Source organism: Streptomyces sp. NPDC005374 (assembly GCF_042872225.1).
GTDB lineage: Bacteria > Actinomycetota > Actinomycetes > Streptomycetales > Streptomycetaceae > Streptomyces.
Genome location: NZ_JBIAKA010000003.1, coordinates 365077 through 391282 on the forward strand (window position 1 = coordinate 365077; position 26206 = coordinate 391282).

Below are 26206 nucleotides of genomic sequence, written 5' to 3' on the forward strand. Positions count from 1 at the left end.
CAGGTGAGCCAGATCTGTGCGTACCGTCGAGATCCAGCCAACCGGCACTCGGCGGGAAAGCCGGAATCTGCTCCTCCTGTTCCCTCTGCCAGGCCCGACCGGGAGAGTGCCCCCGGGCGGCGGACCGTTCGGATCCGGCCACAGCGGCACGGATTCCGCGGGGCGTCGTCGCCGTCCGTCGATATCGTCGAACACGCATCCGTGGGGCGGGCGGTACGGCGATCGGGGAACGATGCTCCAGGTACGTCTGCTCGGTCCTGTGGAGGCGTGGGAGGGGAACCGACGGGCCCCGCTCGGCGGGGTCAGACCCCTGGCGGTGCTGTCCGCACTCGTCGTCCACCAGGGTGAGGTGCTCTCCACGGAACGGCTAGTGGACTGCGTGTGGGACGAGCGGGCCCCGGCGACCGCCAACGCCCTGGTCGCCACCCATGTCTCCGCGGTACGCCGCGCGCTGGCCCGCGTCGGCGCGGCCGAGGTGATCCGGACCCGGCCGCCGGGATACGTCTGCGACCTGGACCCCGCCCAGGTCGACGCCCGCCGCTTCGAGGAACTGCTCGCCCGCGGCCGGGACGCGGTCGCCAGAGGCAGCTCGGACGAGGCCGCCGACCTGCTGTCCGAGGCACTCGGCCTGTGGCGCGGGCGGGAGGCACTGGAAGGACTGGGCCAGCCCTTCGCCCGGATCGAGGCGGCCCGGCTGGCGGAACTGCGGCTCGTAGCCCAGGAGGAGTCCTTCGGCCTGCACCTGGAGCTCGGCCGGGCCGACCGCACGATCGCGCCCCTGCTCGCACACGTCGCCGCCCACCCGCTGCGGGAACGGCCGCGCGGCCAGCTGATGACCGCGCTGTTCCGCACCGGACGGGTCTCCGACGCCCTGCGCACCTACCAGGAGGGCCGCGAGGTCCTGCGGGAGGAGCTGGGCATCGACGCCGGACCGGAACTGCGGGCGCTGCACAAGGCGGTACTGACCAACGACCCCGGGCTCCTCGGCACCGGCTCCCGGCATCCGGACTCGTCGAGGCCGGGCACCGTCGCCCCACCGCACGGCTCCCCCGTGCTCGGCCCCGGACGACCGCCCCACCACTCCGCTCAGCCCGGCACCACCACCCGGTCGCGGACACCGGAAGCGGCCGGTGCCCCGAACGCCCGGCAGCAGCACACGAACCGTGCGGCGGCCGACGGCACCGGACCGGGCGCACCCGCGCACCGCGCCCCCTCCCATCTCCCCCCGGACATAGCCGACTTCGTCGGCCGGACGGACCAGGTGGCCTGGGCCGTCTCGCTGTTGGGAGCCGTCGACGACGCGGGCCGTACCGCCCCGCCGATCGGGGTGATTTCCGGACGCTCCGGAACGGGCAAGACCGCACTCGCCGTCCACGTCGGCCACCGCACCGCCGAACTCTTCCCCGACGGCCGCCTGTTCGTGGATCTGCGGGCCGCCGACACCGCCCCCCTGCAACCCGCCGACGCCCTCGCCCGGCTGCTGCGCGCCATGGGCGCCGAACCGGAGACGCTGCCGAGCTCGGTCGAGGAACTGACGGGGCTGTACCGCACGCACACCGGGCACCGCCGCATCCTGCTCATCCTCGACAACGCCGAAGGCGAGGCGCACGTACGACCGCTGCTGCCGCCCGGACCTGGCTCCGCGGTGCTCGTCACGAGCAGGCGCCGACTGGTGGCGCTGGAAGGCGCGGCCCACCTCGATCTGACCGTTCCGGACCAGGAGGAGGCCCTCGAACTCCTCAGACGCGTGGCCGGAGCGGACCGCGTCCGCGCCGAACCGGAACAGACCGCCGAGATCGTCTCCCTGTGCGGGCGGCTGCCGCTCGCCGTGCGCATCGCCGGTGCACGGCTCGCGGCCCGTCCGCACTGGGTGCCCGGCCGGCTCGCCACCCGGCTGCGGGACGAGCGGCTCAGACTCAACGAACTGCGCGCCGGGGACCTGGAGTTGCGCACCAGTCTCGAACTGGGCTACGCCGACCTCGACCCGCAGGAGCGGCGCGCCCTGCGCCGACTGGCCCTGCTCGACCTGCCCGACTTCGCGGCCTGGATCGCCGGACCCCTGCTGGACATCGGCACCGACGAGGCCGAGGAGGCCGTCGAACGCCTGGTGGACTGCCACTTCATCGACGTGATCGGCGTCGACGGCACGGGCCGCAACCGCTACCGCATCCACGACCTGGCCCGCGAACACGCCCGCGAACGCTGTCTGTCGGAGGAGAACGCCGAGGACCGGTCGGCTGCCGTGCTGCGCCTTGTGGCGTGCTGGCTGGGACTGGCGGAGAAGGCCGCGGCGAGGGGCCCCGGCGGCACGGCACGGTACTTCCCCGAACCGGCGGCCGTACAACCCGTCGACCCTCAGGACCCGCAGGCCGACGAAGACCTGCTCGGGCGGCCCGCGGCCTGGTTCGCCGCCGAACAGGCCGGTCTGCTGGCGGCGGTGGAGTACTGCGCCGACCACCGGATGGACCGGGCCGCCCGGGACCTCGCCGGGGCGCTGATCGCGAGCTCGGTCGCGCTGTACAACCAGTTCGACGCATGGTCCCGCTCGCATGACGCGGCGATGGCGGCGGTGCGGCGCAGCGGGGACCGCGAGGGCGAGGCATGGCTGCTCGCAGGACTGGGCCAACTGCGCTACGAACAGGACGAGTTCGAGGAGTCGTACGCCTACTTCCGGGACGCCCTGCGGCTGTTCGAGGCGTTTGACGACATGCGGCAGGGAATGGCTCAGGCCCTCGTCGGCATGGCCACCGCCCGACGCGAACAGGCCTGCTACCCGGAGGCGTTGGAGCTGCTCGGCACCGCACTGGAGCGGTATGTGCCGGACGGCGACCGTGCCGCCCGGGCCCGGGTGCTCTACGGCATCGGCTGCGTGCACCGGGAACAGGGCCGCGGCCCCGAGTCCCGCGAGGCCCTCGCGCAGGCCGTGGAGCTGTACCGCGCGGAGGGGGACCGGTACGGGGAGGCGTTGACCCTGCGTTCGCTGGCCCTCTGTCACCGGGCGGAGGACGCGCGGGGGGACGCCGAGCGGCTGCTGCGGGATGCGCTGGGGGTCTTCGCCGAGCTCCAGGACACGTTCGGCGTGATGTACACGGAGCAGTCGCTGGCCAAGGTGGAGCTGCGCCTGGGCCGCCTGGACGAGTCACGCCGACGGCTGGACCGCTGCCTGGAGTTGGCCCGGGAGCGACAGGACCGGTTCGGAGAGGCACTGGTGCTGCGGACGCTGGGGGAGTGGCATCTCGCGGCCGGCGATGTGGCCGGCGCGCGGGAGCCGTTGGAGCGGGCGCTGGCGGCCTGGGAGACGTTGCGGCTCCCGCTGTGGCGGGCCCGCACGCTGTGGGACCTGGCGGAGGTACGGGAGGCGGAGGGAGACAAGCGGGCGGCCTCGGATGCCCGGGCCGAAGCCATGAACGTCTTCCGGGAACTGGACGCACGAGAGGTACGGGAGCGGGCCTAGGGCCTGTGCGGGGTTGTGATCTGGATCAGGGAGCGGGGCGTGGTGCGTGCGATCGCAAGGCGCCGGAAGGCCCTCGTAGCGGAGCTACTAGGGCGTTTCGGCAACGCGGCTGGGGGTCCCCCCTCTGGGGGAGTGCGTGCCACGCCCCGCGAGCCCAGATCACAACCCCACACAGGCCCTAGCTCCGTTGCCCTGTGACTGCAGGCCGTGTAGAACCGCTGGTCAGGTGCTTGCAGGTGATCTGCAGAGCAATTGCAGGGACGCCCGCCACGCTCTTCCCGTGACAGACATCATCACGCTCGCCGATCCTCGGGTCGCCGCGGTCGTCCCGCACGAATGCGGGGAGCCGCTCGTCGATCTGCGTACCGAGGGACAGGTGCGGCTCGATCCCCGGCAGGCCGACGACGAGGGCAGCTACGCCCACCTGCGGTCCGGCGCGCTGGAGCGGCTGGTGCGGGCCCAGCGGCTGCTGCCCGCGGGGATCCGGTTGCTGGTGGTCGAGGGGTACCGGCCGCCGGACCTCCAGCGCCGTTACTTCGAGCAGTACGCGGCGACCATGCGCCGGGCCCACCCGGACGCGGCTCCCGAGCGGATCCGCGAACTGGCCAGCGCGTACATCTCGCCGCCCGAGGTCGCCCCGCACGTCAGCGGCGGCGCGGTCGACCTCACCCTGTGCGACCACGCGGGCCGGGAACTGCCGCTCGGCACGGAGGTCAACGCCACCCCCGAGGAGAGCGGGGGCGCCTGTCGCACCGACGCCCCCGGCATCGGCACCGAAGCACGCGCGAACCGGGCCCTGCTGGGCCGGGCGCTCGGCGCGACCGGGTTCGTCAACTACCCGACCGAGTGGTGGCACTGGTCGTACGGCGACCGGTACTGGGCCCTGCTGCGCCGCGTACCGGCCGCCCGCTACGGCCCCGCCGACCCGCCCCGCCCTCCGGCCTGACCACCGGAGAGCGGGACGTCACCGCACGAACAACACCGCACGGGATCACCGCAAGGGGGAAACACATGAGCCACAGCCACACCACCTGTCCGCCACCGCCGCGCGAGGCCGACCACCGGATGAGCCCGGGGGACTTCGACGCGTCCTTCACGGCCGACATGCCGCGCCTGCGAAGACGGCTGCTCGCCCTGACGGGCAACCCGCACGACGCCGACGACCTGCTCCAGGAGACCTACCTGCGGCTCTCCCGGCGGGCCCGCACCCAGAACCTGACGCGCCAGCAGCACCCGTACGCCTACACCTGCGCCGTCGCCCTCAACCTGCTGCGCGACTCCTGGCAGCACCCCTCCCGCCGCGAACGCACCACGGACGAGCTGCCGGAATCCGGCTGGGACGGCGGGCTCGCCTCCTACGAGGCCTCGGCGACGGCCCTCGCGCTGCTGAGCACGCTCTCCGAGAAGGAGGCCGCCGCGGTGATCCTCGTGGACCTGGAGGGGCTCACCCACGACACGGCCGGGGAACGACTCGGCGCCCACCGCGGCACGGTCCAGCGCAACCGCCTGCGCGGCCTCGCCAAGATGCGCGCCGCCCTGCACAACTGACACGGGCGGCACACCTCCACGGGGGTGAGGTGAGTCACCCGTCCGTCTCCCACCGGGGCCACCGGCACCCGGTGACCGCACGTCCACGAAACGTCGACGAAGGAAGAGTCCCTTGAAGACCATCAGCACGCGCCGTCGGACCAGCGGCGCGATCCTGGGCGCCTCGGCCCTGGCCCTCACCGCGTTCTTCTCCGCCCCGGCGCACGCCGCCCAGGACACCCAGGACGCCACCTGCGGCGCCCTCGCGTCCGGCGCCTCGGCCACCGCGCAGGCCGCCGTCGACGCGGCCTGTTCGCAGGTCGGCGTCTGGTACAGCTGGGGCGGCGGCCACGCCGCGACGCCCGGCGCCAGCTACGGCTACTACGACGGCTCCGACCCGGACAGCCTCCACGACGGTGAGCGCAAGGGCTTCGACTGCTCGGGCCTGATGCGGTACGCCTACTACCGGGCGACCGGCAAGGACCTCCTCAACGGCACGGCCGACGACCAGTTCCACACCTCGCAGGCCTCCGCCCGGTTCTCCGCGGGGCAGGGCACCGCACCGCTGCTGCCGGGCGACCTGATGTTCTGGGGCAGCGGGCACGTCCACCATGTCGCCATGTACCTGGGCGGCGGCCAGATGGTCGAGGCCTACGAGTCCGGCACCCACATCAGGGTCACGCCCGTCCGCACCGGCGGCGACTACGCGGGCGCGGTCCGCATCAACGGTTCCGGCACCCCCGTCCCGCCGCCCGCGAACGGCGGCACCGTCTTCGAGACCTGGGGCACCGGTGTACGCACCCACAGGTCGCCGAGCGTGGGCTCCGAGACCGTCGACACCTTCGCCGGACCGACCCAGGTGTCCGTCCAGTGCCAGGAGCACGCGGAGACCGTGACCGCCGAGGGCTACACCAACGACGCCTGGGCCAAGCTCGCCAACGGCTCGTGGGTGACCAACATCTACATCAAGGGCCCGGCCTGGCTGCCCGGCATCCCGGACTGCGCCGGCAGCAGCACCCCGCCGCCGTCCGGTGGCAGCACGGCGTTCCAGACCTGGGGCACGGGAGTGCGCACCCACAGCGAGCCGAACGTCAACGCCGCAGTGGTGGACTACTTCGCGCAGCCCACCACGGTCAACGTGGTCTGCCAGGCCCACGCCCAGCAGGTCACGGCCGAGGGCTACACCAACGACGCCTGGGCGAAGCTGACCGACGGCTCGTGGATGACCGTCATCTACATCAAGGGCCCGGACTGGCTCCCCGGCGTGGCCACCTGCTGACCCGGCACCGCACGACGAAAGGCCCGTCCGGCCCGGAGCGCCCGCTGCCGCAGGGGCGTGTCCGCAGACGTAACCATCTTTGCGGCAGCGGCACTTCAGGGAACCGGAGTGCCGCTGCCGCGACGTGACCTCAGAACGTCGCAGGCAGCCCCGGCCCCGCGCACCGCACATCCGCCGCCGGAACCGTCCCGTCGACGAGATACGCGGCCACGGTCCCGTCCACGCACGTGTTGCCCCGGCCGGCGAACACCCCATGCGAGTAGTCGTCCTCAAGGGTGACCAGGTGTGAGCCGGGCAGCAGTTCGCGCAGCGCACGCGTGCCTTCGAGCGGCGTGACGGGGTCGTTCGCGGAGGCGACCAGCAGCATGGGCGGGGCGTCCTGGCTGCCGGGCCGGGTGCGGTCGGCGGGGCGGTCGTGCCAGTGGGCGCAGGCGGCGGCCTCCATCCCGGTCAGGACGGGCTGCGGGTCCGGGCGACGGGTGCGGCGCAGGTCCGCCAGGATCTCGCCGGCGCTCGGCCCGGGCCCGTCGGCGCACTTGACGATGCGGTTGGCCGCCTCGTAGTTGCGTGAGTCGGCGCTGTCGAAGGCGGCCGTGGGACGCAGACCGTCCGTGTCGCCGTCGGCCAGGTGGCCGCGCAGTCCGTCGGCCGGCCCCGTCCAGCGTTCGGTGCGGCCCCAGGGCCCGGTAGACGGCACGGTCGAACTCCGCGGGTCCGAAACCCGCCACCGGCCGCGCGGCCAGGTCCCGGCGCACACGCAGATACGACCGGCGCACGGCGTCCGCGCTCCCGCCCAGACCGAAGCGCTCCGCGTGCGCGGCCGTCCAGCCGAAGAAGGTGACCCGCGCCCGCAGCGCCCGGCTCTGGAGCACGTCGAAGTCGTACCGGTCCCGGGGGCCGACCACACTGCCGAGCACCATGTGCCCGATGCGGTGCGGGAACCGGGAGGCATAGGCCGCGCCCAGGTAGCTGCGGTACGACACCCCGAGGAAGCTCGTCCGCGGTTCGCCCGGCGCGGCATGGATCGCGTCCGTGTCGTACGCAGTCTGCTCCGTCGAGAGATACGGCAGTACGTCCGCCGCCCCGCCGCGCAGTCGTCGGCCAGGTCCCGCAGCCAGGTGAGGTAGGCCCGCTCGGCCGACGTGCCCACCGGGACCGGATCCCTGCCCGGACCGGCGAACAACCCGCCCGTCGCTCCGCAGTCGGCCGGTGCGTTGCGGCCCACTCCTCGCGGGTCGAAGCCGATGACGTCGTACGAACGGCGCACGCTCTCGGGGAGTCCGGCGCGCTTGGTCACCGCGTACGGCAGGCCGGAGCCGCCCGGGTTCACCGGCAGGATGCCGCGCCGCTCGGCGGGGGTGCCGGAGGCGGGGACGCGGGGGACGGTCACCTCGATGCCGAGTCGCGGCAGGCATTGAGGTGGAACACATGTCTCCCCGATCCATGTCCGGTAAGGGACTGGTAAATGAAAATGATTATCGATAGCTTTCTCAAGCGCAATGCCCGGTCCCTCCCGCCCGAGGGTCGCTCCGGGCTGCCCTGACGCCTGAACCAACCGCACTAAAAGGGGACTTGTGGCTCATCTGCTGATGGTCGAGAGCTGGGTCGGGTCGATGAGCAGGCTGCTGCCACGGGCGGTCCGGGAGGGCGGACACGAGTTCACGTTCCTCACCCGCGACCTGCACCACTACCTCCGCTCGGCGCCCGAGGGGTCGGCGCACCCGCTGCTCGGCGCCCGCAACGTGATCACCGTCGACACCAACGACACCGAGACCCTGCTGCCGCAGATCGAGCGGCTGCACGGCGTGCTGCGCTTCGACGGCGTGCTCACCTCCTGCGACTACTACCTGCCGACCGTGGCCCGCATCGCCGGACGCCTCGGCCTCCCGGGTCCGGGCCCCGAAGCGGTCGAGAACGCCTGCCGCAAGGACGCCACCCGCCGCGTCCTCGCCGACGCCGGTCTGCCGGGACCACGCTTCGCCCTGCACCGGGAGTGGACCGACCTCGCCCGGGCCGCGCGGGACATCGGCTACCCACTCGTCGTCAAACCGGTCGACCTGTGTGCGGGGATGTATGTGCGCCGGGTCGACGACGAGGCCCAACTGGCCGACGCCGTGGGCGCCTTGTCCGACTTCCCGGTCAACGCCCGCGGGCAGCGCAGGGAACCCGTCGTCCTGCTCGAAGAGCTCCTCGACGGCCCCGAGGTGAGCGTCGAGACCGTGTCGCATGCCGGCGCGGTGCATGTGGTCGGCGTGACCGACAAGAGCGTCGGCGGAGCGCCCGCCTTCATCGAGACCGGCCACATGTTCCCGGCGGCCCTGACCTCCGCCGACACCGAGGCCGCCGAGCAGACCGCGCTGGACGCCCTCAAGGCCCTCGGCCTGACGGACGGCGTGGTCGCCCACACCGAGATCAAGCTGACCTCCTCCGGGCCGCGCGTCGTCGAGGTCAACCCGCGCCCCGCGGGCAACCGCATCACCGAACTCGTTCGCCATGTCACCGGCATCGACCTCGCCGCCGCCTTCGTCGACGTCACCCTCGGCCGCGCACCCGACCTGCGGCGCACGGACACCGGGCTGCGCAGCGCGGCCATCGGCTTCCTGCTGCCGAAGCATGCGGGCACGCTCGAAGCACAAGGCCGACTCCGGGACCCGGAAGGCGTGTTGGAGCTGCAACTGTCCGAGCCGGGCCAGGTCGTGAAGGCGGCGGACAGCAACAACGCATACCTGGGCCACGTCATGGCGGGCGACCCCGAGGGGCTCGGCGCCCGCGACCACGTGGAGACACTGCTGGCCGAACTGCGGTCGGGGCTGGTCGTCCGATGACCACGGCACCCCTGCGGGCCCACGGCGACACGGCGGACGCGACCCGCCCCCCGACGGCCGCCGTGACCTTCCGGACCTACGGCGACCTCGTCGACCACGTCCGCGCGGGAGCCCTCGGCCCCGACCCGGCCGCGCTCCGGATCGCCGTCGCCTTCACCACCCGCCAGGCCGTGCGGCACGACGGACGCGGCACCGGCTACCGCAACGAGGTGCTCAGCCTGAGGCTGGCCGAGGCCGTCGGCTCGTGCGCGGTGGAACCCGGCGAGCTGCCGGACAGCGCGCTCGACGACTGCGTCGGCACCGACCTGGCCCGGCTCCTGGAGCACCCGCTCCCGCCGGTGCGGGTGGCCGCGCTCGACGCGTCTGACGCACGTCACGCCGCACACGCCGGACCACGGGGCACACGCGGTCCAGCTGGCCGCCGGCTCCTCCCTGGAGAAGTCCAGGGCCCGCGCGAAGGTCGTCGTCGAGCTGCTCGACCTGCCCGCCGGTGCCACGGTCCTCGTGGTCGGAGTCGTGAACTCCCTTCTGGAGCAACTGCGTTCGCGTGGACTGCGCTATGTCCCGTGTGACCTCAAGGGCGGTACGACGGAGTGGGGCGAGCCGGTCGTCGCCGACGCGCTCACCGCGGCCGAGGAGTGTGACGCCCTGCTCGTCTCCGGCATGACACTCGGCAACGGCACCTTCGAACCCCTGCGGCGGCACGCACACCTCCATGGCAAGCAGCTGGTGATGTTCGCCCAGACCGGCAGCGCCGTCCTGCCCCGCTTCCTCGGGCACGGCGTGAGCGCGGTGTGCGCGGAGCCGTACCCCTTCTTCTGGGTCGACGGCGGCCCCGGCGTCATCCACCGCTACCGGGGAGACGGACGATGACCACAACTGCCGTACGCCCCACGCGAGCCCGCCCGGAACTGCTCGCCCTGCTCGGCCGCACCCCGGTCGTCCGGGTCACCGCCGACCTGCCCGGCGCCCAGCCCGGCTTCTGGGCCAAGCTCGAAGGGCTGGCCGCCGGTGGCATGAAGTCCCGGGCCGCCGTGTCGATGCTGCTCGGTGCCCGGGAACGGGGCGAACTCCTGCCCGGTGCCCCGGTGGTGGAGTCCACCTCGGGCACGCTCGGGATCGGCCTCGCCTTCGCCGGCCAGGCTCTCGGGCATCCGATCGTGCTCGTCGGGGACAGCGAACTGGAGCCTGCCATGAGGCAGTTGCTGCATGCCCTCGGCACGCGCCTGGAGATCGTCGACCGTCCGGCACTCCAGGGCGGCTGGCAGGCGGCCCGTCTCACCCGCCTCAAGGACCTGCTTGCCGAACTGCCCGGCGCCTACTGGCCCGACCAGTACAACAACCCCGACAACACCGCCGGATACACCTCCCTCGCCGCCGAACTCACCGCCCAGCTCGACCACATGGACATCCTGGTGTGCAGCGTCGGCACCGGCGGCCACAGTGCGGGCATCATCGGACCGCTCCGACGGCACTGGCCCGCCCTGCGGCTCATCGGCGTCGACGCCACCGGCTCCACCATCTTCGGCCAGCCCGCGAGACCCCGGCTGATGCGCGGCCTCGGCAGCAGCATCCACCCCCGCAACGTCGCCTACGGCGCCTTCGACGAGGTCCACTGGATCGGCCCCGCCGAGGCCGTCGACAGCTGCCGCAGACTGGCCCGCTCCAGCTTCGTCAGCGGCGGCTGGAGCACCGGGGCCGCCGCACGGGTCGCCGCCTGGGCCGCCCGGGTGCACCCCGGCGCGGTCGTCGCCACCGTCTTCCCCGACGGCCCGCACCGCTACCTCGGCACGGTCTACGACGACGACTTCACCACCGCCCACGGACTCGACCCCGCGAGCGCCGCCACCCGGCCCGTGGAGATACCCCACCCGTACGCCGCCGAAGCCACCGGATGGACGCGCTGCACGAGGGTCACCGATCCGCTCGCTCCCCTGAAAGGCACCCCGTGAGGGCCCGTCTGCGTACCGTGCGTCTCGACCTCGCCGAGCCGTTGCGCATCTCCCGCTCCACCATGACCACCCGGCAGGCCGTCTGGCTGACCGTCGACCACGAAGGGCTGTCCGGCCACGGCGAGGCCGTCACCAGCGTGTACTACGGCCTCGACGCGGACACGCTCCTGCGGCTGCTGTCGGCCGTGGACCTGAACCGCTTCGGCGACCCCGAGAGCGCCCTCGAAGCCCTGCACACGAAGGAGTCGGCAGTCGCCGACGCCATGCCGCCCGCTGTCACCGCCGCCGTCGAGTCCGCGCTCCTCGACCTCGTCGGAAAGCGCGCGAACACCCCCGTCCACCGCCTCCTCGGCACGTCCGAACCGCCGGTCGCCGCGACCGCCCGCACGATCGGCATCACCTCGCTCCTGCGGGCCGCCGCCGAGGCCCGCAGGCTCGCCGCGCAGGGCTTCCAGGTCATCAAGATCAAGGCGGGCACCCCCGATCCCGAGGACGACGTGGAGCGCGTACGCGTCATCCGTGACGCCGCGCCCGCGGCCCGGCTGCTCCTCGACCCCAACGGGGCATGGACCGTACGGCAGGCCGAGGCCCTGCTGCCCCGGTTCGCCGAGCTCGGAGTCGAAGCCGTCGAGCAGCCCCTCGCACCCGGCGACCCCGCGGCTCTCGGTTCCCTCGCCGAACGTTCACCGCTGCCCGTCATCGCCGACGAGGACGCGGTGAACCTCGAAGACGTCCGCCGCCTGGCCGGACGCGTCCACGGCGTCAACGTCAAGCTCGCCAAGTGCGGCGGGGCCCGAGCCGCCCTGCGCATGGCCGACGTGATCGAAGGCAGCGGCACAGAGCTGATGCTGGGCTGCCTCACCGCCAGCACCCTCGGGCTCGCCCCCGCCGTCCACCTCGCCGACCGCGCCCGCTGGACCGACCTCGACGGGCACCTGCTGCTCGCTCACGATCCGTGGTCCGGAATCGGCGGCGCCGACGGCGTCGTACGGGCAAACGGCCTTCCGGGGCTGGGTGTCGAGGAGGTGGTGGTGCATGAAGACGTGGCGTGAGATGCGGCGCTTCCCCTTCGCTCTCCAGCTTCTGCTGGTCAACCAGCTGGGCGTCAACACCGGCTTCTACCTCCTCGTTCCCTACCTCGCCTTCCACCTCACCGACAACCTGGGCATGTCGGCGGCCGTGGTCGGGGTGGTGCTCGGGGCGCGCAACCTCAGCCAGCAGGGGCTGTTCATCATCGGGGGTTCCGCCTCCGACCGGCTCGGAGCGCGGGGCGTCATCATCGCCGGGTGCGCCCTGCGCACGGTCGGGTTCGGGTTGTTCGCGCTCGGCGACGGGCTGCCCGTGCTGCTCGCCGCGTCCGTGCTCAGCGGGCTCGCGGGGGCCCTGTTCAACCCGGCCGTGCGCGCCTATCTCGCACAGGAGGCGGGGGAGCGCAGGGCGGAGGCGTTCGCCCTGTTCAACGTCTTCGCCACCACCGGTGCGCTCATCGGGCCGCTGCTGGGCAGCGCGCTGCTCCTCGTCGACTTCCGCACCTCCGCGCTCACCGCCGCCGGTATCTTCGCCCTCCTCACCGTGGCGCAGGCACTCGTCCTGCCCGCGCGGCGGGTCGAACCGAGCAGCGGGACCGTCCTCGCGGACTGGCGGGAGGTCGTCGGCAACCGGGCCTTCCTGGCGTTCGCCCTCGCCATGGTCGGCATGTTCACGTTGGAGAACCAGCTGTACCTGCTGCTGCCCGACGGAGCCCGACGGGCCACGGGCTGGGACGGGGCGGCGGGCCTCGTCTTCCTGGTCGGCACACTCGCCAATCTGGCCCTGCAACTGCGTGTCACCCGCTTGCTCAAGTCACGTGGCAGCAGGGCGCGTTGGATCGCCGCCGGACTCGCCCTGATGGGCCTGGCGTTTCTGCCGCCGATGGTCGTGACCGGGGACAGCGGGCCGTTCGCCGTCGTCGCCGTCCTGCTCGGCACCCTGTCGCTCTACCTCGGCGTCATGGTCGCCTCGCCCTTCGTCATGGAGCTGATCCCCGGCTTCGGCCGTCCCGAGCTGACCGGCACGTACTTCGGGATCTTCTACGTCGTTTCGGGCATCGCGGCCGCCGTGGGGAACACCGTCGTCGGCTGGGCCATGGACACGGGGGAGCGGTTGCCCTGGGTGTGCTGTGCCCTGTTCGGGCTGGCCTCGGCCGGTGCCGTGGCCTGGCTGCACCGGCGTGGGGCGCTGCCGGGGAGCCCGGGGGCGGTCGTCGTCCCCGCCCGGGAGGGGAGCACGGCGTGAGCACGGAGACGACAGAAGGCCGTGACCGTCGCGTGGACAACCTCCTCACCGACAACCCCGCCCTCTACGAGGCCCGCTTCCCCGACCCCGACCGCCTCGCCGGACGCTGGGCCGCCGACTGTCTGCACCGGCACGGCGCCGGGCCGCGGGTGCTCGACATGGGCTGCGGCACCGGGCGGGACGCCGCCCACCTGCACCACGCCGGGCGTACGGTGACCGGCGCCGACCTGTCCGAGGCGATGCTCACGCACGCGCGCTCCCACCACCCGGGACCCGTCTACGTCCGGGCCGACCTGCACGGTTTCGACTTCGGGCCGGCCGCGTTCGACGCGCTCGTCTGCCTCGACAGCGCCCTGCTGTACTGCCACACCAACGCCCAGCTCGACGCCTTCCTGACCTCCTGCCGCCGCGCCCTCACCCCTGGTGGGCTGCTCGTCGCGGAGATGCGCAACGGCGCGTACTTCCTGGGCCGGACCGACCTCCTCGACGCCCCGGTCGTCAACACCTTCACCTGGCAGGGCGTCGACCACCGGTCCGAGACCACACTCCACGTCGACCGAACCGCCCAACTCCTGTGCCGTACCCGGGTATGGACCTCCGACGACGGCTCACCGCCCGTCGAACAGCGGTCCGCCTGGCGGCTGTTGTTCCCGCAGGAGCTGCGGCACCTCCTGGCCGCGCACGGTTTCGAGGTCCTCGAACTCCATGACGGACCCGGACCGCGCACCGAACCCGCCTGGAAAAAGGGCGCGTTGCCCGGCACCACCACCGACGGGGACCGGCTGCACGTCGTCGCCCGCAGCCGCACCCACTGACACGAAGGACCACCCATGTACGACGAACGTTTTCCCGGCCTGCGCAGACGCGGGTTCCTCGCCGCCACCTCCGGCGCCGCCGCACTCGCCCTGGCGGGCTGTGGCGGCTCCGGCTCCGGTGAGTCCCCGAGCGGTGACGGCACCCCGAAACGCGGCGGTCGACTGCGCGCCGCGTTCGCCGGCGGCGGCGCGAGTGAGACCCTCGACCCGCACCTGGCGAACCTGTTCGCCGACGTCGCCCGCGCCAAGGCCCTCTACGACAAGCTCGCCGACTACGGCGCCGACCTGTCCGCCCAGCCCCGCCTGGCCGCCAGGTGGGAGGCCGACAAGACCCTGGCCCGCTGGCAGGTCACCCTGCGCGAGGCCACCTTCCACGACGGCAGGCCGGTCACCGCCCGGGACGTCCTCTACAGCTACCGCCGGATCGCCGACCCCGACCGAGCCTTCCGCGCCAAGGCGTCCCTGGATCCCATCGACCTCGACGCGAGCCGCGCCACCGGGCAGCGGTCGATCGAGTTCGTCCTCAAGCGGCCCACCGCGGAATTCCCCAACATCCTCGCCGCCTTCGGGGCGTACATCGTCCCTGAGGGCGCCAAGGACTTCGACAGGAAGCCGATCGGCTCCGGGCCCTTCCGGCTCGTCTCCTTCGCTCCCGGCCGCTCCGCCGTCTTCCGCCGCCACGACGGCTACTGGGAGGGCGCCCCGCACCTCGACGAGCTCGAACTCATCGTCGCCAACGAGGAGTCGGCGCGCGTCAACGCCCTGCTCGGGGGTCAGATCGAGTACGCCCACGAGCTGGGTCCCACCACCGCCCGCGCTCATGAAGGGAAGGGGCAGATCGAGATCGTGCGGCTGCGGGGCAGCGCCATGCAGGCGTTCTGCATGAAGACCGACCGGGCCCCCTTCGACGACAAGCGGGTGCGTGAGGCGTTCTTCCTGATCGCCGACCGCCAGGAGCTCGTCGACGGCGCGCTGTCCGGCGCGGGCGTGGTCGGCAACGACCTGTTCGGCAAGGGTTACGAGTACTACGCCGACGGTCTCCCGCAGCGCGCACAGGACCTCGACAGGGCCCGCGCCCTGCTCAAGCAGGCCGGTGCCGAGAAGCTCAAGGTCACCCTGGACACCTCGGCCGTCGCCGCCGGATTCACCGAGGCCGCCGGTATCTTCCGCGACCAGGCCGCGAAGGCGGGCGTCACCGTCGACGTGAGGATGGGCAGCAAGGACTCCTACTGGAGCGACATCCTCGACAACGGCACCCTGTGCTGCTACCGCTCCGGCGCCATGCCCATCGAGGCCCACATCTCCCAGCGCCTGCTCACCGACTCCACGACCAACGCGACCAAGTGGCGGCACAAGGACTTCGACGCGCTCTACGAGCAGGCCCAGTCCACCCGTGACAAGACCGAACGGGCCGCCGTCTACGAGCGGATGCAGCGCCGCCTGTACGCCGAGGGCGGCTTCCTCGTCTGGGGGTTCGCCGACTGGATCATCGGAACGGCCCGCAAGGTGAAGGGAGTCGAGGCCGGGGCTCCCGCCAACACGCTCGACTGGGCCCGCTTCGACAAGGTCTGGCTCGCGTGACCACGAGCGGTCTGCGTTCCTTCGTCGCCCGGCGGCTGATCCTCGGTGCCGTGCAGACCGCGGCCGTGGTGCTGCTGGTCTTCGCACTCACCGAATCGCTGCCGGGCGACGCGGCGGTGGCCCTCGCAGGCGACCAGCCCGACCCGGCGCGCATCGCCGCGATCCGCGAGTCCATGCACCTGGACCGGCCCGCGTACGAACGGTTCGCCGACTGGGCCTCGGGGTTGCCGCACGGCGACTTCGGCACCTCCCTGACGTCCGGCCGGCCGGTGAGCCGGTACATCACCGACGGCTTCGGCCCCACCCTGCTGCTGGCCTCGCTCACCCTGACCCTGCTGATCCCGCTCGGCCTCGGCCTCGGTGTGCTCGCGGCCCGGCACGAGGGACGGCTCGTCGACCGGCTGGTCAGCTCCGTGACGCTCGCCGTGTACGCGGTGCCCGAATTCGCCCTCGGAGTGCTCCTGGTGACGGTGTTCGCACTGAAACTGGCCTGGCTGCCGCCGACCGCCGTGGGCTACGGCACAGACCTGACCGGCCACCCGGCCGCCCTGGTCCTCCCGGTGCTCGTCCTCCTCTCCCGCCCGGTGTGCTCCCTGTCCCGCCTGGTCCGCGCGGGCATGGTCGACGCGCTCGCCGCCCCGTACACGGTCCATGCCCGCCGCTACGGCGTCCCCGGCGCCCGCGTCCACTACACCCACGCCCTGCCCAACGCCCTGGCCCCGGCGGTCCAGCAACTCGCCCGCACCGTCGACTGGTTGCTGTGCGGCGTCATCGTCGTGGAGGCCCTCTTCGTGATCCCCGGCCTCGGCACGGTCCTCCTCAACGCGGTCGCCGAGCGCGATGTGCCGGTGGTGCAGGGGCTGGCCGTGGTGTTCGGCGCCCTGACGGTCGTACTGAACCTGGGGGCGGACCTGGTGGCACACCGGCTGACGCCGAGAGCGGGGGTGGCGGCATGACATCGACGTCCGACAGCACAGCCGTACGCACACGCGGAGACGACCGTCCCACGGCTGCTCCGGCACGCCGCCGGTCCGGCCGCTTCGTCCTCGGGCTCGCGGTCATCGCCGTCCCCGTCCTCCTCGCCCTTCTGGGCCCTCTCCTCGCCGGCGGCCCCGGCCCCCGCGCCGTCTCCTTCACACTCGGCGGCGGCCACTGGCTCGGCACCGACTTCGTGGGCCGGGACGTGTGGCGCCAGGTGCTGCTCGGCGGCCGTACCGTCGTCGTGACCGCGCTCGCCGCGACGGCCCTCGCCTATCTGGTCGCGCTGCCGGTCGGCCTCGTCGCGGCGCTCACTCGTCTGCGGCGGCTGGAGGACGCCCTGATGCGGCCCCTGGACGTGCTGCTCGCCGTTCCCTCCCTGCTGTCGATCCTGCTGGTGGCGTCCGTGTTCTCCCCCGGCGCCGTCGGTCTCGCGCTGCTCGTGGCGCTGGTCAACGTGCCCGACGCGGCGCGGATCGTGCGGACCGCGGCGGGGGAGGCGGCCGCCCGGCCCGCCGTGGAGGCACTGCGGATGCAGGGGGAGAGCCGGTGGCGGATCGGCGTCGGGTATGTCGGCCGGTCGATCCTGCGCACGCTCGCCGCCGACGCGGGTGTGCGCTTGACCGGGGTGCTGTACCTGGTGTCCACGGCCGCGTTCCTCGGCGTCGGGGTGGCCCCGGATGCCGCGGACTGGGCGGTCATGGTGGACCGGAACCGCACGGGGCTGCTGGTGCAGCCCTGGGCCGTGGTGGTGCCCGCGGTGTTGATCGTGGGGCTGACCACGGGCACGAACCTGCTGTTCGACGCGGTGGGATCCGCGGGGACGAAGCGTCGGGCGGGTGCGGCACGGTCGCGCCCTGCCGCGCAGTCGCCCGCACCCGTGGTGGGGTGCCGAGGGGCTGCGGGTTCACCGGTCGCCGAACTTCGTGGTCTGCGTGTCGAGGTCGGGGGCCGGCTTCTGGTCGACGGCGTCGACCTGCGGGTGGTGCCCGGGAAGGTGACCGCGCTGGTCGGGGCTTCCGGAAGCGGGAAGACCACCACCGGGCTCGCCCTGCTCGGCGAGTTCCCGCCCGGCGCGCGGGTCACCGGTGGGGTGCGCGTGGCGGCGGACGGGCCGGTGGGGTATGTGCCGCAGCATCCCGCGGCCGTTCTCAACCCCGCCAGGAGGATCACCGCGCTTCTCCACGACATCGCCCGTCCCCGGGTCCGCGGGCTGCCCCGCGCCGAACGCCGTGAGGCGGCCCGCGCACTGGTTCTTCAAGCGCTGGAGCTCGCCCAACTCCCGGACGCGGAACGTCTCTTGCGGCGCTATCCGCATCAGCTCTCCGGCGGTCAGCAGCAGCGGGTCGTCCTCGCCCAGGCACTCCTCCTCGGCGCTCGGGTGATCGTCGCCGACGAACCGACCACCGGGCAGGACGCGTTGACCAAAGGCCGGATCGTCGACCAGTTGGCGGCGGTCGCGGCGCGCGGTATCGCTGTCGTGCTGCTCAGCCATGACCTCGATGTGGTCCGCGCGCTCGCCGACGAGGTCCTGGTCATGCGGGCGGGCCGGGTGGTGGAGTCGGGCCCGGCGCAGCGGCTGTGGAGCGCGCCCCGGCACGACTGGACCCGCCGACTGCTCGACGAGGGCCCGATGGACCGCCCCGGGGCGACCGAAGGGCAACGTCTCCTGGAGGTACGGAACTTGACCGCACTGCACGGCAAGGCCACCGTCCTGCGCACCCACCGCCTCAGCATCGACTCCGGCGAATGCCTGGCCGTCGTGGGCCGCTCCGGCAGCGGGAAGACCACGCTCGCCCGCTGCCTGGCGGGGCTCCACCGCGACCACGGCGGTGAGGTTCTCCTCGACGGCACGCCGCTGCCCCACACCCTGCGCCGCCGCAGCCGCGCCCAACTCGCCGCCGTGCAGTACGTGTTCCAGGACGCCCGGGCCGCCTTCGACGAGCACCGGCCCGTCCTCGACCAGATCGCCCGCACGGCCGTACGTCTGCGGGGCGTCGACGCACAGGCGGCCAGGGACGAGGCGTCCGTCACCCTCACTCGTCTCGGCCTCACGGACGACGACCTGCCCCACCGCCTCCCCGGCGCGCTCTCCGGCGGCGAACTCCAGCGTGCCGCCCTCGCCCGCGCTCTCCTGGCCCACCCCCGGGTGCTGATCTGCGACGAGATCACCTCCGGCCTCGACACCGTCACCCGGCGCGGCATCCTCGACCTCCTCGCCGGTCTGCTGCGGGAGCGCGACGACCTGTCCCTGGTCCTCATCACCCACGACCTGGACACCGCGCGCCTGGCACACCGCGTCGCAGTACTGGACGGCGGTGAACTCGTGGGGGAGAGGGACGGCTGATGGCCGTAAGGCACTGCGCAGGCCTCGCCCTCACCACCCGGTGAGCAGCAGGTGGTTGACGAGCAGCGCCAGCACGGCCTGTCCGGCCAGCCACCCCCGCGCCCCCGTCAGGAACGCGCACGCCGGCAGCAGCCACACCGCGAACGGCAACCAGATCCGTTCCGTCTCCGCCTTGCTCATCCCGGACAGATCGGCGACGAGCAGGGCCAGGAGCGCGGCGCACACCAGCAGACCGAGCCGCCGTTCACCACGGTCCGGCGGCGCGGAGACGAGGCGCGACGAGCCGCGGCGGCTGCGCAGCCGGACGACGGCCCGCCGCAACCCCGCCACCGTCGCCGGCCCCACGATGAACACCGTGCCCGCCAGGTTCGCCCACACCCAGTACCCGTACGGCCGCACCCCGCCCGCGCCTTGGTAGTACCGGGTGACGAGCAGCCGGTACGCCTCCCACCAGTCGAACCCCAGCACGGTGAACACGACCGGCACCACCACCAACCCGGCCAGGACGAACCCCAGGGGCCGCCGGGAGCCCAGCAGCAGCACGGCCCCCGCGACGACGGCCATGAGCGTGAGGCCGTACGACAGATACACCGTCAGTCCGAACAGCAGCCCCGAGGCGAAGCCGGTCAGCGCCGGCCGGTGGCCCCGGACCGCGAGGGCGAGCAGGGCGACGGCCCACGCGGCCACCGCCGCGAAGTACCCGTCCGCGGAGGTCCCCACCCAGACCGCGGCCGGGGCCAGGACCAGGAAGGGAGCGGCCCGGCGGGCGAGTGACTCGTCGGTGAGGGCCCGTACGGCGATCAGGACGGCGACCGCCGCCGTCGTGCCCACGGTGATGCACCAGGCCCCCGCCCAGCCCCCGCCGCCCAGCCCGACCCGGTCCAGCAGGACGAAAGTGAGGGTTGCGCCCGGGGGGTGCCCGGCGACATGGGCGCCCCAGTTGTCCGGTGAGCCGATCAGGATGTGCCGGTCGAAGTCGCGCAGGGCCGCCGGGATGTCGTGGAAGCGGCCGACGGCCGGGACGTATTCGTTCCGGCTCGTCAGCTGCCCGGCGACGCCCCGCTGCCAGCCGTCCACCAGGGCCAGGGACCAGGTCCATGCCAGCCCGGCGCCCCAGACGGCGAACAGCAGGGGCCGCCAGGGCAGCCGGGCGGCGAGCGTGGGGCCGTAAGCCACCACCGCCGCCGCGACGACGACCGCCGCCGGGGTGCCGGGGCCCACATGCGGATCCCAACTCGCCAGCAGAGGAGGCCAGTCGACGCGGAGGGAGCCGTCCCGGTGCTGGATCGCCCGGCCGACGAGCACGGCGGCCACCACCAGGACCACGGCACACCCGGCCGCGTACAGGTCACGAAGGAGGTTCCTGTTCACGGGGGAACGCTAGGCCGCGTGGCTGCCTCCGAGTGGCTGACGTGCGCGGACGTCAGACTTTCGTCATGGTTCGCGCACCCGTTTCCGGGCCGGGCCGGGCCTACGGTCGACGCATGGCACGGTCTCCCTTCTCCCCGTCCTTCTGGCGCAGCCCGCTGCGCGGCCCCTGGCTCACCTCGGTCCTCGGGGTCGTCCTCCTCGGCGGGATCACGCTGCTGTTCGTGACGGGGCTGCTGTCGTACGCCGCCTACAACCCGGACCTGTCGCCGGTGAACGACAAGACCCCGGACAAGGGGCTCCTCGGGTTCTACCTCTTCTCCTGGCCGACCGACCCGCACTGGCTGTACCGGCTGAACCAGGGCGTCCACGTCACCCTCGGCATCACGCTCATCCCGGTCCTGCTGGCCAAGCTGTGGTCGGTGGTGCCCAAGCTGTTCACGCTGCCGCCCGCACGCTCGCTCACCCACGCCCTGGAGCGGATCTCCCTCCTGCTGCTGGTCGGCGGCGCGCTCTTCGAGTTCGTGACCGGAGTCCTCAACGTCCAGCTCGACTACGTCTTCCCGGGATCCTTCTACCCGCTGCACTTCTACGGGGCGTGGGTGTTCTTCGCCGCGTTCCTCGCCCACGCGGTGCTGAAGCTGCCGCTCGCCCTGCGCAATCTGCGTCAACTGCGGGAGGAGAAAACCGAGTTGGTGGCACCGGATCCCGCCGAGCCGACCGTGTCCCGGCGCGGTGCCCTCTGGCTCGTCGGGGGCGGCTCACTGCTGCTGTTCCTCACCACGGCCGGGCGGAGCTTCGATGGCGTGCTGCGCCGAACGGCCCTCCTCGCCCCCCACGGGGGCGCCGAACCGGGCTCCGGACCCGGTGGCTTCCAGATCAACAAGACCGCCGCGTACGCCGGGATCGACCCGGTCGAGAGAAGCGCGGAGGCCTGGCGGCTGGTCGTCGTGGGGCGCGCGGGCCGGACCGTCCGGCTGAGCCGCGCCGACCTCCTCCAACTTCCCTTGCACAGCTCGGCGTTGCCCATCGCCTGCGTGGAGGGCTGGTCCACCTCCGATCAGTGGTGGCGCGGAGTGCGGCTGCGGGACCTCGCGGCGCTCGTCGGCTACGAGAACGATCCGCCGGACGTCTTCGTGGAGTCGCTGCAACGGCACGGCTCCTTCCGGCGGGCCGCCCTGCGTGCCAACCAGGTCGCCGACCCGCGCTCCCTGCTCGCCCTGTCCGTCAACGGCGCGGACCTGACCCCCGATCACGGCCACCCGGCCCGGATCATCGTGCCCGCGGCGCCCGGTGTGCTGAACACCAAGTGGGTGGCCCGGCTGACGTTCGGAGACCTGTGATGCGGATCCCCCTCGGCCGCCCCCTTCAACTCCTGCTGCTCGTCTGCTCGTTCGCGCTCGCCGGGTACGCGGGGGTGCGGCTGCTCGCGGGGGACTGGTTCGGGGTCGGCCTGTGGTTCGTGGGGGCGGCCGTCCTGCACGACCTGGTGCTGCTGCCGCTGTACGCGGCGGCGGACCGTGTGCTCGTGCGGACGGCGGGCCGGCACGTCCTGTACGTCCGGGTCCCCGCCGCCCTCTCCCTGCTGCTCCTGCTCGTGTGGTTCCCGATGATCGGCGGGCAGGTCGCCGACCGCTACGCCTCCGCAACCGGCCTGTCCCCGGACGGCTTCCTGGCCCGCTGGCTGCTGGTGACGGCCGTGCTGTTCGGCGGTTCTGCGGTGGTGTTCGTCGCACGGCGGGGCCGGGCGACGCTCCCGCGGCGGCGCAGGGAGACGAAGGAACGGCCGCCCGCCGTCCACTGATCCACACGCGTCCAGCGCTCGCGGGCCGCGTGCCGCAACAGTGCCGGGGTGCCGAGCCGGGCCCACGGGAACGGGCTGCCTGCGGCTCCCCGGGCGTCGGTGACATGCACCTGGACCCGCTCGTCCAGGTCCGGTCCGGTGACCGTCTCGGCGATCAACAGGCCACCGGGGGCGAGGAGTTCGGCCGTCCGGAGGAGCAGGGCCTGCGGGTCGCCGCCGATGCCGACGTTGCCGTCGATGAGGAGCGCGGTGCCCCAGCGGCCCTCGCCGGGCACCGGCTCGAAGACGGACCGCCGCAGGGCCTGCCCGCCGAGCGCGACGGTACGGGCGACGGCCGCCTCGCTCACGTCGATGCCCAGCACCTTCCGGCCCCGTGCGCCGAGCGCCGCGACCAGCCGGCCCGGCCCGCAGCCCACGTCCAGCACAGCGCCCTCGCAGCGCCGCAGCACCTCCAGGTCCGCCGCGTCCGCCTCCGCGCACCAGCGTTCCAGTTCGAGCAGGAGCAGCCGGCCGTCGGAGCGGCGCAGGAACAGCGGGCCCCGGCCGGTGCGGAGCGCGTGGGCGTAGGGGTCGGAGGACCAGGTGCCGTCCTCGCCCGGGGCGTGGGTGGGGTCGGCGGGCGGACCAGGCGGGTCGTCGGACTCGCGGTCCGGCCGCAGGGAAGCGGTGTGGGTTCCGGAGCCGGAAAGCCTGCCCGGCGTGACTGTGCCAGTCTGCCGGCCGACCCGGACCACTGTCTCCCGGGCCCCGCTCACCGGCTCACCCCGGCCATCCGCCCCAATGCCGCCGCGAACCGCCCGTGAGGCGCCTCCTTCGCGACCAGCTCCGCGTCGTACGCCGTGTCCACGTCCCGCAGGACGGGCAGCTCCCGCACTCGCAGGCCGGCCAGTCGCGCTCGCTGGGCCGCCCCGGTGTGCGGCGTCGACATCGGCACCCCGCGCAACAGCGAGGGATCCGGTGCCGCCAGACCCAGTGCCCAGAAGCCACCGTCCTCGGCGGGACCGAAGTACGCGTCGCAGCCGGCGAAGTCCACCGTGAGCAGTTCCTCCGTGACCTGGGGGGTGTCCATACCGATCAGCAGGGCCGGTCCTTCGCAGCCCGCGAAGGCCGCGGCCAGCCGTTCGTCGAGACCGCCCGGGCACTGCGGTACGACCTCGAACCCGGGCGGCAGCCAGGGGCCGGGCATGCCCTCCAGGACCAGTACCCGGCGCCGGGCGGGAGTGCGGGCCACCACGTCGAGGGTGTCCGCGAGGGACGCCTCGGCCAGCGCCGCCGCCCCCTCCGGGGTGAAGGGCGGAGTCAGCCGGGTCTTGACCCGGCCCGGCCGCGGCTCCTTGGCGATGACGAGCAGTGTGGTCACGCGTGGACCCCCTCTTCGTTCAGGACGCGGCTCATGTCCCGTACCGCCTGCCAGGTGCCCCGCCAGGTGCCCGTCACCTTGGAGACGCCGGTGCGCGGGTGGTACGGGACGTCGTGCTCGGCGATCCGCCAGCCCTCGTCGGCCGCCCGCACCACCATCTGGAGCGGGTAGCCGCTGCGCCGGTCCGTGAGGCCGAGGGCGAGCAGCGGCTCGCGGCGGGCGGCCCGCAGCGGCCCCAGGTCGTGCAGGCGCAGCCCGGTACGGCGGCGCAGCAGCCGGGCGAGCGCGAGGTTGCCCGCCCGGGCATGCGGCGGCCAGGCACCGCGGGCCTGCGGACGGCGCCGGCCGAGCACCAGGTCCGCCTCACCGCCCAGCACCTCGTGCACGAACGGCACCAGGTCCGCCGGGTCCAGCGAGGCGTCGCAGTCGCAGAAGCACACGATGTCGGCCGTGGCCGCGGTCAGCCCGGCGTGGCAGGCGGCGCCGAAACCGCGCCGCTCCTCACGGACGACGGTCGCGCCCAGAGCCTGGGCGATACGGGCCGAGTCGTCCCTGGAGCCGTTGTCCACGACGAGCGCGCGCCAGCCGGGCGGGATGCGTTCCAGCACCCACGGCAGCGCCTCGGCCTCGTCGAGACAGGGCAGCACGACGTCCACGGACGCCGTCGGTTTGTTTGCGGAAGGGGTCGTCACGACTTTCACCCTACGAGCGCAAACCCGACAAACCGGACTCCAGCTCCTTACGAAACAAGGACGTCGGCGGCCGTCGGACGCACATGTGCGCGCACGGTGCGAGGCTGGCGGCATGGAGCAGCAGCAGTACGCACAGACCCGGCCCAGGGTCCTCGTCGTCGACGACGACCCCACCGTCGCCGAAGTGGTCTCCGGGTACCTCGACCGGGCCGGATACGCCGTGGACCGGGCCGCCGACGGCCCCGACGCGCTCGCCCGGGCCGCAGCGCACCGGCCGGACCTCGTGGTCCTCGACCTGATGCTGCCCGGCATGGACGGCCTGGAGGTGTGCCGCCGGATGCGGGGGCGCGGTCCCGTCCCGGTCATCATGCTCACCGCACGCGGTGACGAGGACGACCGGATCCTGGGCCTGGAGGTCGGCGCCGACGACTACGTCACCAAGCCCTTCAGCCCGCGCGAACTGGTCCTGCGCGTGGAGTCCGTGCTGCGCCGCACCCGACCCTCCCAGCCGTCCGGCCAGTTGAGCGCCGCCGGCCTCTCGGTGGACCCGGGGGCCCGCCGCGCCCTCAAGGGCGGCGTCGAACTCGCCCTGACCATCCGGGAGTTCGACCTCCTCGTCTTCTTCCTGAGGCACCCCGGCCGGGTGTTCGGCCGTGAGGACCTGATGCGCGAGGTGTGGGGCTGGGACTTCGGCGACCTGTCGACCGTCACCGTCCATGTGCGGCGGCTGCGGGGAAAGGTCGAGGACGATCCGGCAAGGCCCCGGCTGATCCAGACCGTGTGGGGCGTCGGCTACCGCTTCGACGGCCCGGAAACGGAGGCCTGACCATGCGCGACACCCTCCTCATCGCCCTCTACTCCTTCCTCGGCGCGGTCGCGGCCGGCCTCCTCGGCGCGTTCGTGCTGCTGCTGATCCGGCGCCGTTCGCTCGCCCTGCACCTCACCGTGGTCGCCGCCGTCGCCGTCACCGCGATGCTCGCGGGCACCCTCGCGGTCGCCCAGGCCATGTTCCTGTCGGGGCACGACCTGAGCGTCGTCTGGACGGTCGTCCTGATGGCCGCCGTCGTCTCCCTCGTCACCGCCCTGCTGCTGGGCCGCTGGGTCGCCGCCCGCAGCCGGGCCCTCGCGCTCGCCGCCCGCTCCTTCGGCGACGGCGGCGACTTCACCTCGCCCGGCGGCGCCACGACCGCCGAACTCACCTACCTGAGCCGCGAGTTGGAGGCCACCAGCGCCAAGCTCGCCGAGTCCCGGGAGCGGGAGCGTGCCCTGGAGTCCTCCCGGCGCGAACTCGTCGCCTGGATCTCCCACGACCTGCGCACCCCGCTCGCCGGTCTGCGCGCGATGTCCGAGGCCTTGGAGGACGGCGTCGCCGCCGACCCCGCCCGCTACCTCCGTCAGATCCGCACCGAGGTCGAGCGGCTCAACGACATGGTCGGCGACCTCTTCGAACTCTCCCGCATCCACGCGGGGGCGCTGGCGCTCAGCCCGAGCCGGATCTCCCTGTACGACCTCGTCTCGGACGCGCTCGCGGGCGTCGACCCGCTGGCGCGCGAGTACGGCGTACGGCTGGTCGGCGACCGGGTGGCGGCCGTACCGGTCGAGGTGGACGGCAAGGAGATGAGCCGGGTCCTCGGCAACCTGCTCGTCAACGCGATCCGCCGCACACCGGCCGACGGCACGGTCGCGATCGCCGCCGAGCACCGCGCCGAGGGGGTCGTCCTGTCCGTCACGGACGGCTGCGGAGGCATCCCAGAGGAGGACCTGCCCCGCGTCTTCGACACCGGCTGGCGCGGCACGCACGCCCGGACCCCGCCCGCCGGAGCGGGCCTCGGCCTCGCCATCGTCCGGGGCATCGTCGAGGCCCACGAGGGCCGGGCCACCGTACGCAACGTGCCGGGCGGCTGCCGCTTCGAGGTATTGCTCCCGGCGACGGTTTCCTGAGCCGGCGGC

The 26206-nt window shown here is 73.2% G+C and carries 20 protein-coding genes and 2 pseudogenes; 17 read left to right on the forward strand and 5 right to left on the reverse strand.

What is annotated here, in order from left to right; all coding sequences use genetic code 11:
* Nucleotides 1–232 precede the first annotated feature (232 nt).
* From ACFYRX_RS09985 to ACFYRX_RS10000, 4 genes are all read left to right on the forward strand, one after another.
* Nucleotides 233–3454: a BTAD domain-containing putative transcriptional regulator gene (locus tag ACFYRX_RS09985; RefSeq protein ID WP_389097855.1), complete on the forward strand. Its 3222-nt coding sequence runs from the start codon at nucleotides 233–235 to the stop codon at nucleotides 3452–3454.
* 280 nt (nucleotides 3455–3734) lie between these two features.
* The gene (locus tag ACFYRX_RS09990; protein WP_389097856.1) at nucleotides 3735–4400 is read left to right on the forward strand and encodes a M15 family metallopeptidase; all 666 of its coding nucleotides are present in this window, start codon (nucleotides 3735–3737) and stop codon (nucleotides 4398–4400) included.
* A 65-nt stretch (nucleotides 4401–4465) separates the two neighbouring features.
* Complete coding sequence (locus ACFYRX_RS09995; protein WP_389097857.1) at nucleotides 4466–5002, forward strand: RNA polymerase sigma factor; 537 nt, start codon at nucleotides 4466–4468, stop codon at nucleotides 5000–5002.
* A gap of 112 nt (nucleotides 5003–5114) precedes the next feature.
* Complete coding sequence (locus ACFYRX_RS10000) at nucleotides 5115–6260, forward strand: C40 family peptidase (RefSeq protein WP_389097858.1); 1146 nt, start codon at nucleotides 5115–5117, stop codon at nucleotides 6258–6260.
* A gap of 130 nt (nucleotides 6261–6390) precedes the next feature.
* On the opposite strand, the gene ACFYRX_RS10005 is transcribed toward ACFYRX_RS10000, so the two are convergent.
* A complete protein-coding gene (locus tag ACFYRX_RS10005) occupies nucleotides 6391–6957 on the reverse strand; it encodes an alpha/beta hydrolase (protein ID WP_389097859.1) in 567 nt (188 codons plus the stop codon).
* An 877-nt stretch (nucleotides 6958–7834) separates the two neighbouring features.
* Between ACFYRX_RS10005 and ACFYRX_RS10010 the strand changes: the two genes are divergently transcribed.
* The 10 genes and pseudogenes from ACFYRX_RS10010 to ACFYRX_RS10055 all read left to right on the forward strand — a co-directional run bounded on the left by ACFYRX_RS10010 (nucleotide 7835) and on the right by ACFYRX_RS10055 (nucleotide 19032).
* Nucleotides 7835–9085 carry an ATP-grasp domain-containing protein gene (locus tag ACFYRX_RS10010; RefSeq protein WP_389097860.1) on the forward strand — a complete coding sequence of 417 codons (1251 nt, stop codon included), beginning with the start codon at nucleotides 7835–7837 and terminating at the stop codon, nucleotides 9083–9085.
* Nucleotides 9082–9958 (forward strand): annotated as a pseudogene (locus ACFYRX_RS10015) (Rossmann-like domain-containing protein). Before ACFYRX_RS10010 ends, ACFYRX_RS10015 begins: the two are co-directional and overlap by 4 nt.
* The gene (locus tag ACFYRX_RS10020; protein WP_389097861.1) at nucleotides 9955–11037 is read left to right on the forward strand and encodes a PLP-dependent cysteine synthase family protein; all 1083 of its coding nucleotides are present in this window, start codon (nucleotides 9955–9957) and stop codon (nucleotides 11035–11037) included. The pseudogene ACFYRX_RS10015 and the gene ACFYRX_RS10020 overlap by 4 nt, the downstream one beginning before the upstream one ends.
* Nucleotides 11034–12089, forward strand: a complete 1056-nt coding sequence (locus ACFYRX_RS10025) for a dipeptide epimerase (RefSeq protein WP_389097862.1) — start codon at nucleotides 11034–11036, stop codon at nucleotides 12087–12089. Before ACFYRX_RS10020 ends, ACFYRX_RS10025 begins: the two co-directional genes overlap by 4 nt.
* Nucleotides 12073–13311 (forward strand): MFS transporter, encoded by a 1239-nt coding sequence (locus ACFYRX_RS10030; protein ID WP_389097863.1) that lies wholly within the window; start codon nucleotides 12073–12075, stop codon nucleotides 13309–13311. Before ACFYRX_RS10025 ends, ACFYRX_RS10030 begins: the two co-directional genes overlap by 17 nt.
* On the forward strand, nucleotides 13308–14126 hold the full coding sequence (locus ACFYRX_RS10035; RefSeq protein WP_389097864.1) for a class I SAM-dependent DNA methyltransferase: 819 nt from the start codon (nucleotides 13308–13310) through the stop codon (nucleotides 14124–14126). Before ACFYRX_RS10030 ends, ACFYRX_RS10035 begins: the two co-directional genes overlap by 4 nt.
* 15 nt (nucleotides 14127–14141) lie before the next feature.
* Complete coding sequence (locus tag ACFYRX_RS10040) at nucleotides 14142–15707, forward strand: ABC transporter substrate-binding protein (RefSeq protein ID WP_389097865.1); 1566 nt, start codon at nucleotides 14142–14144, stop codon at nucleotides 15705–15707.
* The gene (locus tag ACFYRX_RS10045) at nucleotides 15704–16663 is read left to right on the forward strand and encodes an ABC transporter permease (protein WP_389097866.1); all 960 of its coding nucleotides are present in this window, start codon (nucleotides 15704–15706) and stop codon (nucleotides 16661–16663) included. The genes ACFYRX_RS10040 and ACFYRX_RS10045 overlap by 4 nt, the downstream gene beginning before the upstream one ends.
* Before the next feature lie 365 nt (nucleotides 16664–17028).
* Nucleotides 17029–17436, forward strand: a pseudogene (locus tag ACFYRX_RS10050) (ABC transporter permease subunit); the annotation flags it as partial.
* A 129-nt stretch (nucleotides 17437–17565) separates the two neighbouring features.
* Nucleotides 17566–19032 (forward strand): ABC transporter ATP-binding protein, encoded by a 1467-nt coding sequence (locus ACFYRX_RS10055; RefSeq protein WP_389098216.1) that lies wholly within the window; start codon nucleotides 17566–17568, stop codon nucleotides 19030–19032.
* A 30-nt stretch (nucleotides 19033–19062) separates the two neighbouring features.
* Here ACFYRX_RS10055 and ACFYRX_RS10060 read toward each other — a convergent pair whose 3' ends face one another.
* Nucleotides 19063–20403 carry a hypothetical protein gene (locus ACFYRX_RS10060; protein WP_389097867.1) on the reverse strand — a complete coding sequence of 447 codons (1341 nt, stop codon included), beginning with the start codon at nucleotides 20401–20403 and terminating at the stop codon, nucleotides 19063–19065.
* Nucleotides 20404–20516: 113 nt separating this feature from the next.
* Between ACFYRX_RS10060 and ACFYRX_RS10065 the strand changes: the two genes are divergently transcribed.
* Entirely contained in the window at nucleotides 20517–21743 is a 1227-nt protein-coding gene (locus ACFYRX_RS10065; protein WP_389097868.1) for a molybdopterin-dependent oxidoreductase, read from the forward strand.
* 292 nt (nucleotides 21744–22035) lie between these two features.
* On the opposite strand, the gene ACFYRX_RS10070 is transcribed toward ACFYRX_RS10065, so the two are convergent.
* Genes ACFYRX_RS10070 through ACFYRX_RS10080 form a run of 3 tightly spaced genes read right to left on the reverse strand, consistent with a single transcriptional unit; the run spans nucleotide 22036 to nucleotide 24265 of the window.
* Nucleotides 22036–22959: a class I SAM-dependent methyltransferase gene (locus ACFYRX_RS10070; protein ID WP_389097869.1), complete on the reverse strand. Its 924-nt coding sequence runs from the start codon at nucleotides 22957–22959 to the stop codon at nucleotides 22036–22038.
* Complete coding sequence (locus ACFYRX_RS10075) at nucleotides 22956–23564, reverse strand: DUF2064 domain-containing protein (RefSeq protein WP_389097870.1); 609 nt, start codon at nucleotides 23562–23564, stop codon at nucleotides 22956–22958. The genes ACFYRX_RS10070 and ACFYRX_RS10075 overlap by 4 nt, the downstream gene beginning before the upstream one ends.
* The gene (locus tag ACFYRX_RS10080) at nucleotides 23561–24265 is read right to left on the reverse strand and encodes a glycosyltransferase family 2 protein (RefSeq protein ID WP_389097871.1); all 705 of its coding nucleotides are present in this window, start codon (nucleotides 24263–24265) and stop codon (nucleotides 23561–23563) included. Before ACFYRX_RS10080 ends, ACFYRX_RS10075 begins: the two co-directional genes overlap by 4 nt.
* A gap of 103 nt (nucleotides 24266–24368) precedes the next feature.
* Here ACFYRX_RS10080 and ACFYRX_RS10085 point away from each other — a divergent pair, with 103 nt between their 5' ends.
* The gene (locus tag ACFYRX_RS10085) at nucleotides 24369–25082 is read left to right on the forward strand and encodes a response regulator transcription factor (protein WP_389097872.1); all 714 of its coding nucleotides are present in this window, start codon (nucleotides 24369–24371) and stop codon (nucleotides 25080–25082) included.
* Nucleotides 25083–25084: 2 nt separating this feature from the next.
* Nucleotides 25085–26197, forward strand: coding sequence for a sensor histidine kinase (locus ACFYRX_RS10090; RefSeq protein ID WP_389097873.1), 1113 nt, complete (start codon nucleotides 25085–25087; stop codon nucleotides 26195–26197).
* Nucleotides 26198–26206: the final 9 nt, after the last annotated feature.

Coding starts and splice junctions, on each gene's coding strand:
- ACFYRX_RS09985 (WP_389097855.1), top strand. CDS start 233: ATGCTCCAGGTACGTCTGCTCGGTCCTGTGGAGGCGTGGGAGGGGAAC.
- ACFYRX_RS09995 (WP_389097857.1), top strand. CDS start 4,466: ATGAGCCACAGCCACACCACCTGTCCGCCACCGCCGCGCGAGGCCGAC.
- ACFYRX_RS10020 (WP_389097861.1), top strand. CDS start 9,955: ATGACCACAACTGCCGTACGCCCCACGCGAGCCCGCCCGGAACTGCTC.
- ACFYRX_RS10030 (WP_389097863.1), top strand. CDS start 12,073: ATGAAGACGTGGCGTGAGATGCGGCGCTTCCCCTTCGCTCTCCAGCTT.
- ACFYRX_RS10040 (WP_389097865.1), top strand. CDS start 14,142: ATGTACGACGAACGTTTTCCCGGCCTGCGCAGACGCGGGTTCCTCGCC.
- ACFYRX_RS10065 (WP_389097868.1), top strand. CDS start 20,517: ATGGCACGGTCTCCCTTCTCCCCGTCCTTCTGGCGCAGCCCGCTGCGC.
- ACFYRX_RS10085 (WP_389097872.1), top strand. CDS start 24,369: ATGGAGCAGCAGCAGTACGCACAGACCCGGCCCAGGGTCCTCGTCGTC.
- ACFYRX_RS10090 (WP_389097873.1), top strand. CDS start 25,085: ATGCGCGACACCCTCCTCATCGCCCTCTACTCCTTCCTCGGCGCGGTC.